The sequence below is a fragment of the Lentzea sp. NPDC059081 genome (genome assembly GCF_042738015.1).
In the GTDB taxonomy this organism is placed as follows: Bacteria; Actinomycetota; Actinomycetes; order Mycobacteriales; family Pseudonocardiaceae; genus Lentzea.
On the sequence record NZ_JBHYGW010000036.1, the window covers coordinates 62,699 to 69,602 of the forward strand.

Consider the following 6,904-nt stretch of genomic DNA (forward strand, 5'->3'; position numbering starts at 1 on the left):
GTTGACCCCTCTCATCCGGCAGCAGCTTGACCATTCGGGAGGACAGCGGTGTCCGGTCGCAGCATCGTCGTGGTGGATCCGTACTCCGCGGGCAAGGGCATCGCGCCCGCGTTCGCCGCTCGGGGGGTCGAGGCGGTGGCGGTCCTGACGACCGCGAAGCCGCCGAGCTGGCTCAGCAGGGTGTGGGACCCGGACGACTACCACGAGATCCACACGCTCGGTGACCTCGACGAGCTGGCCGCCAAGCTGGCCGTGCACGACCCGATCGCGGTCGTCGCCGGCAGCGAGACCGGCGTCGAGGCGGCGGAGACGGTGTCGGAGCTGGTCGTGCCGGGGCAGTCGAACGTCCTGACGCTCTCGTCGGCGCGCCGCGACCGGTGGCAGCGCGACGTGGCGTTGCGCACCGCCGAGGTGCCGCACCTGCGGCAGCTCAGCTCGGAGTCGCCCGACGAGGTGGCCGCCTGGCTGCGCCGCGAAGGCCTGCAGAACTCGCCGATCGTGCTGAAGCCGCAGCACAGCGGCGACACCGACGACGTGTTCGTGGTGATGCCCGGCGACGACTGGCGCACCAGCTTCAACCGGATCCTGGCCGTCAACAACACCTGCTTCCGCCAGGACAAGGTGCAGGTGCGCGAGCTCGCCGTGGGCACAGAGTACGAGGTCGACACCTACTCGGTCGACGGACGGCACGGTCTGGCCGCGGTGTGGCGCTGTGCCAAGGAGGGCGGTGACGACGGGCTCGGCATCTTCCGGTCGAACACGCTCGTCGACCCGTCCGAGCCGGTGGTCGACGTCCTCTTCGGCTATGTCTCGCGCGTGCTCGACGCGACCGGCGTGCGCAACGGCCCCGCACACGTCGAGGTGATGGTCACCCCCGACGGCCCGCGCCTGATCGAGATGGGCACCCGGCTGGCGGGTCCCGAGCAGCAGGAGCTGACGTTGCTCGGCACCGGCGAAAGCCAGATCACGCGGATGGTGCGCCACCACGCGGACGGCGCGAGGGAGGTCGGCCGGTACGAACGGCACCAGCACGTGAGGTCGGTGTACCTGGCCTCGCCCGCGGCCGGCGAGCTCGCGAACTCCGTCCGCTTTGACGAGCTGGCCTCACTTTTGCCCAGTTACCAGCGCGAGGTGCTGCCGTACCGCGAGGGCTCGATGGTGCCCCGCACGAACGACCTGCGCACGTCCCTGGGGCACGTGGTGCTCGCCACGACCGACGCTGAACAGCTGGAACGCGACGAGGCGACGGTCAGGGAGATCGAAGCGGGGCTGATCGTCGTTTGATCTTCAGGTCGTACCGGGTGGCACACGTTCCGCATGACCCGTTAGGTTGCTGCGCGACGAGCGGAGGCCCATGAGCGGATCCTGGGACGGCGACCTGACCGGTGCGGTGATCGACGACCGCTTCGTGATCGGGTCACTCCTCGGGTCCGGTGGCATGGCGGAGGTCTACCGGGCCTACGACCGCGCCACCACGTCCTCGGTGGCCATCAAGATCTTCTCGGGTCCCGGCCTGCCGGACGACGAGCTCCGCCTGCAGCGCGAGGCGTCGATGCTCGCGTCCCTGGAGTGCCCCGGCATCATCCCGGTCTACGAGTCCGGCACGGTCTCGCGCCGCCCGTACTTCGTGATGCGCGAGATCACCGGCGGCACCCTGCGCCAGCGCATGCGCGAGCCGTTGCCACCCCGTTTCGTGGCGCGCGTCGGCGGCCAGATCGCGGCCGTCCTGGAGCACGTGCACGGCCTCGGCGTGGTGCACCGCGACATCAAGCCGTCCAACATCCTGCTCGACGACGCCGAGAAGCAGGCCTACCTGGCCGACTTCGGCCTGGCGCTGGTCGCCGAGGTGACCCGCGTGACGACGTCCGGGGTGCTGGTCGGCACCGCCGGCTACCTGTCGCCGGAACAGGTCCGCGGCTCCGACGTGACGCCGGCCGCCGACATCTACTCGCTGGGCCTCGTGCTGCTGGAAGGCCTGACGGGCCGCTCCGAGTACCCCGGCGGCGACGCGGAGGCCGCCCTCGCCCGGCTGGCCCGCCCGCCGCGCATCCCGGTCGACCTGCCCCTGGCGTGGGTGTCGCTGCTGTCCGCGATGACGGACATGGACCCCGCCCGCCGCCCGTCCGCCGCTCAGTGCGCCCGGTCGCTCGACGCCGCCTTCGAGGCGAGCCGCGGCCTGCCCGCCCTGCTGCCCGACGCCGCCGTCTCGGCTCCCGACGTGCCGAAGCCGCGGCGTGGCAAGCGCTTGGCGATCAGCGCGGCGGCCGCGGTCGCCGCCACGGCCGTCGCGGTGGCCGTCGCGAACTTCGGCGGTGGCGGCACCGAGGCGCCCGCCGCGGACCAGAAGGTGCCGGACCCGCACACCAGGGTCGTGACGGTGACGCAGTCGACCGTGACCGTGGTGCAGACACCGGGCGGCTCGGACACGCCCGGCACGTCCGGCCGGACCGCGGCGCCTGGTGCGCCGCAGCCGGGTGCGGTCGTCACCACGGGTGCGCAGACGTCGACCAGCACGCCCGCGCCGGACGAGAGCGTCGTCCCGCCGGAGGAGACGACCAAGCAGAAGAACAAGAAGAACAAGAAGTCGTCGGAGGTGCCGACGCCCTCGGCCGCGCCCCAGCCCTGAGTGCCCCAGCCCTGAGTGCCCCAGGTCTGAGTGCGCCAGCCCTACGCTCCGGGCTCGCTCACGTCGGCGAACGGCAGGTCGTTCAGCTCCGCCCGCAGCCGGTCCAGGTCCTGGTACACGGCCGACGCCCCGCGGTCGATCAGCTCGTCCTCGCCGAAGCCGCCGGTCAGCAGCCCGATCGACGGCAGCCCGGCCCGGCCGGCGGCCTCGCAGTCCCACACCGAGTCGCCCACGACGACCGCGCGGGTGGCCTTCGCCTGCTTGAGCGCGACCTCGATCAGGTCGGGCTCCGGTTTGCTGTCGTCGACGTCGTCGGAGGACGTCCAGGCGATGTCGCCGGGGTCGAGCAGCTTCAGGTAGTGCTCCACGTGCTTGCGCTTGCCCGAGCTGGCCAGCACGACGGCGAGGCCGAGGTCGGTCGCGGCGCGGATCAGCCGGTGGGCCCCTTCGAACGGCTGGATCTCGTCCAGCATCTCGTCGAAGTACCGCTCCCAGGCCGCCCGCAGCTCGTCACCGTGCGACCGTTCGACGACGTCCCCGGCCACCGCGGCGACCAGCTTGTCGCCGCCCATGCCGATGGACCGGTGCACCTTCCAGCCCGGCACGGTGATGCCGGCGCTGCGGAAGGCCCGCAGCCACGCCACCGTGTGGTGGTAGTTGGTGTCGACCAGGGTGCCGTCCACGTCCAGGACCACGGTGTTGCTCATGAGCCTGGGTTTGCCCCCGGTCTCAGCGAGGCAAACCCACCAGCTCACGCGCGTCCTGCAGCGACGCCACCTCGCGGCGCAGCACCCCGTCGAGCCACTGCGCGTCGGACATCCACGACTGGTTGGTGTTCAGGCAGACGTGCACCGACGAGCGGTAGACGGACAGCGCGATGCCCACCGCGTGACCGGGGGCGACCGGCGCGACGGGGTACATCTCGCACAGCGCGGCGCCGTCGAGGGCGAGCGGCACGGACGGCAGCGGCACGGACGTGACGAGCGTGTCGAACAGCAACGGCGCGCAGCGGCCCATGACGGGTGCTGCCAGGCGGTGCACCAGCGGCGGCACCCGGTCCGCCAGCAACGGCAGTGCGCCCGCGCCCTTCTCCGACCCGGCGGCCTTGGCCGACTCCATCTGGGACCGGATGTCGCGCAGGCGGTCCACCGGGTCCGGGCAGCCGACGGGCAGCGACACGAGGAAGCCGGAGATCTGGTTGCCCGAGGCGCCGTCGCCGGAGCGTGAGCGTTGGTTAACCGGGATCAGCGCCCGCACGACGGACGACGGCCCGGCGCTGCCGTGCGCGGAAAGCCAGTGGCGCAAGGCACCCGTCACGAGGGCGAGCAGCACGTCGTTCACCGTGCCGCCGTGCACGCGCCGGATCCGGTGCACGTCCGCGAGGTCCAGCCGCGACATCACCACGCGACGGGGCCGGGTCGACGCCGTGAGCACCGGCGAGTTGAGCGTCGGCGGGCGCGTGTTCATCAGCACCGAGGAGGCGATGTCGATCGTGTCCTTGATCCCGCGCAGGGACGGGATCATCGGCCTCGAAACCGGTTCCGGAGCGTCCGGAACGGACAGTCGGGACGCGTCGAACAGCCGCAGTCCCAGGCCCACGGCCTTCATGCCGTCGCACAGCGAGTGGTGCAGCTTGGCGACGACGGCGAACCGGCCGCCGGTCAGCCCGGTGACCACGTGCAGCTCCCACGGCGGGCGCGCGAGGTCCAGCGGCTGCGCCATGAGGTGGGAAACCAGTGTGGCGAAACGATCTCTGCCGCGGACGTGGTGCGTGAAGACGTGGTCCTCCGGCGCGAAACCGGGGTCCTCCACCCAGCGCGCACCGCCCAGCAACGACGTGCGGGCACGCCGGCGCAGGCTGGGGATCTCCTGCGCGCGGTCGCACAGCACGGCGGCGATGCGGGCCGGGTGCACCGGAGTGGACGGTGCGAAGGTCGCGACCGCGCCGAGGTGCAACGGGTTCGCGTTGCCCTCCATGGCGAGGAAGGCGATGTCGAGGGGGGAGAGGTGGTCTGTCATAGGTGAGCAAGGAAAACAGGTCCGCGTGTCGAGCGCATTGCGATGAGATGGCGGCGACTCCCTACCGCCCCAAGTACACTCGAACGGTGGTACCGCTGTGACTCGTGTGAGTGCGAACCAGGTCACACAGCAGGTTCACCATGACGATCCCGAAGCCGGAGAGACCGGTGAACGAGGGCGGGAAGCCCTCGCCGGAGTCGCTCACCTCGCACACCGCCGTGCCGCCCTCGCGCCACAGCCGCAGCACCCCGCGGCCGGACGCGTGCAGGATGCTGTTCGTCGCCAGCTCGTTGACCGCGAGCACGAGGTCCTCGACCTGCTCGCGGCGCAGCCAGTGCGCGAAGGTGGCGACGATCTTGCGCGTGTGCGCGAGCGTGCCGACGGAGAACGTGTGCTCCTCGGCGGTGTCGGGCGGCGGGGGCAGCGGCACGTTGTAGATCTCGGCGAGACCCGACGGTTCCGTGTACCACTCGCTCGCGACGCGCCGCTCGCCGTCGTTGACGACCGGGTGCGTGCGCCGCGCGTCCGCCAGCACGTGGCCGGGCAGCGACCCCGCGTCGTAGGGACAGAGGATGACGCCCCGGCTGCCCTCGAACGCCGTGTTGATCAACGCCTCGTGCTGCACGCACGCCGGGTACTCGAGCTCGGTGCGGCCGGGCCACATCGGCTCGCCGACCATCCGGAAGCGCTGCCGGGTGCTCGCGCTGAACGCCATCAGCACGCCGGGGATGATCCGGCCGGGGTTGCGGCCCGCCTCGGTCATGTCGATGAAGTGGACCTGGTCGGCCTGGCCGCCCAGCCGTGCGCGCAACGGCCCGATGCTCGCCTCGCGCACGGCGACCAGCACGGGCTCGCCTCTGCGCACGCCGTCCGAGACGAAGCCGGCCGTGCCGGCGAGGAAGGCGTCCTCGTCCCGGTAGAACAGGGCCTCGTGCGTGAACGGAGCAGCGGAGTTCATCGGCTTCCCGGTGCGGTCGGTGGCGCGGGCAAACCCTCATTCTGCTCCCCGTAACGGTGTTTCGGCGGGGGCCAGGCCGGTGGTTGTCGCGCCACCTGCGCCGGACGGCGCAACTCGTCGTGCGAACAGGAAAAACCCCCGGCACACTCCCGTGTTGTCGGGGTCTCGCGAGGAGGTGACGCCGTGCTCGGGCACCACACGCTGACCGGGCCGGAGGACGCGCCGGTGCTGGTGCTCGGCAACGCGCTCGGCACGACGACCGAGCTGTGGCGGGAGTTCGACCTCCCGTTCCGGCTCCTGCGCTTCGACCACCGGGGCCACGGCCGCAGCGCGCCCTCCGACGGTCCGTGCACGATCGAGGACCTCGCGAACGACGTCGTGGAGCTGCTCGACCACCTGGGACTGCGCCAGGTCTACTACTGCGGCGTGTCGCTCGGCGGGATGGTCGGCATGTGGCTGGCCGCGCACACCGGCCGGATCTCCCGGCTCGCGCTGCTGTGCACGACGGCCTGGTACCCGGACAAGTCCGTGTGGGACTCGCGGATCGAGGTGCTGCGCTCGTCCGGCATGGAACCCGCGGCGGACGCGATCGTGGGGCGCTGGTTCACCCCCGCGTTCTCCCCGGCTGTCGTCGCGCGCTTCCGGGCTGAGCTGCTGGAGGTCGACGTCCCGTCGTACGTCGCGTGCTGCGAGGCGATCAGGGAGATGGACCTGCGGGCGGACCTGGCGAAGATCGACGTGCCGACCGTGGTGATCGCCGCGGCGCAGGACCAGGCGACGCCGCCGGAGCTGGCCCGGCAGATCGCGGACGAGCTGCCGGACTCGGAGCTGTACGTGGTGGGCGATGCGGCGCACCTGGCGGTCGTCGAGGCGCCGCGCACGATCTCGGTGATCCTCGACGACCACTTCGGCAACGTGCGGCCGGAGATGGTTGGTTAGGCGCTGTCTGCGGATCTTTCGGGGATCGTTTGGTGGCGTGGGTTTGTGGCTGTGTGGCGTGGCTGTGTGGCGTGGCTGTGTGGCGTGGCTGTGCGGCGTGGCTGTGTGGCGTGGCTGTGTGGGTGGTCGCCTTGGTGCGTGCCTGTCCCGTTTCATGCGCGGGGCTCTGCCCCGGACCCCGCCAACTGATCAAAGACCCCCAGCGCCCTCGGCGGGTTGATGGCACGCCTGTTTGTGCTGGGCGGCTTGCTGTTGGGGTGGTGGTGCGGTTCGGGTGGGGTGGGTCCCGTCACGAGCCGTACCAGAGCGAGCCACAACCAGGCAGGGGTGTCAAACCGCCGAAAAGCGTGGCGGTTTGACAC

Annotated in this window: 6 protein-coding genes; 3 read left to right on the forward strand and 3 right to left on the reverse strand. The window is 71.4% G+C overall.

The window, feature by feature from the left end:
• The first annotated feature begins 48 nt into the window (after positions 1–48).
• Positions 49–1,284, forward strand: a complete 1,236-nt coding sequence (locus tag ACFWV3_RS41045) for an ATP-grasp domain-containing protein (protein ID WP_382419355.1) — start codon at positions 49–51, stop codon at positions 1,282–1,284.
• Positions 1,285–1,354: 70 nt separating this feature from the next.
• A complete protein-coding gene (locus tag ACFWV3_RS41050; RefSeq protein ID WP_382419356.1) occupies positions 1,355–2,626 on the forward strand; it encodes a serine/threonine-protein kinase in 1,272 nt (423 codons plus the stop codon).
• A gap of 41 nt (positions 2,627–2,667) precedes the next feature.
• Here ACFWV3_RS41050 and ACFWV3_RS41055 read toward each other — a convergent pair whose 3' ends face one another.
• The 3 genes from ACFWV3_RS41055 to ACFWV3_RS41065 form a co-directional block, all read right to left on the reverse strand.
• Positions 2,668–3,333 (reverse strand): HAD family hydrolase, encoded by a 666-nt coding sequence (locus ACFWV3_RS41055; RefSeq protein ID WP_382419357.1) that lies wholly within the window; start codon positions 3,331–3,333, stop codon positions 2,668–2,670.
• Between the two features lie 22 nt (positions 3,334–3,355).
• Positions 3,356–4,645, reverse strand: coding sequence for a wax ester/triacylglycerol synthase domain-containing protein (locus ACFWV3_RS41060; RefSeq protein ID WP_382419358.1), 1,290 nt, complete (start codon positions 4,643–4,645; stop codon positions 3,356–3,358).
• 61 nt (positions 4,646–4,706) lie between these two features.
• Positions 4,707–5,603 carry an anti-sigma factor RsbA family regulatory protein gene (locus ACFWV3_RS41065; RefSeq protein ID WP_382419359.1) on the reverse strand — a complete coding sequence of 299 codons (897 nt, stop codon included), beginning with the start codon at positions 5,601–5,603 and terminating at the stop codon, positions 4,707–4,709.
• A gap of 183 nt (positions 5,604–5,786) precedes the next feature.
• Between ACFWV3_RS41065 and ACFWV3_RS41070 the strand changes: the two genes are divergently transcribed.
• Complete coding sequence (locus ACFWV3_RS41070) at positions 5,787–6,542, forward strand: alpha/beta fold hydrolase (RefSeq protein WP_382419360.1); 756 nt, start codon at positions 5,787–5,789, stop codon at positions 6,540–6,542.
• Positions 6,543–6,904: the final 362 nt, after the last annotated feature.

Coding starts and splice junctions, on each gene's coding strand:
- ACFWV3_RS41050 (WP_382419356.1), top strand. CDS start 1,355: ATGAGCGGATCCTGGGACGGCGACCTGACCGGTGCGGTGATCGACGAC.
- ACFWV3_RS41055 (WP_382419357.1), bottom strand. CDS start 3,333: ATGAGCAACACCGTGGTCCTGGACGTGGACGGCACCCTGGTCGACACC.
- ACFWV3_RS41060 (WP_382419358.1), bottom strand. CDS start 4,645: ATGACAGACCACCTCTCCCCCCTCGACATCGCCTTCCTCGCCATGGAG.
- ACFWV3_RS41065 (WP_382419359.1), bottom strand. CDS start 5,603: ATGAACTCCGCTGCTCCGTTCACGCACGAGGCCCTGTTCTACCGGGAC.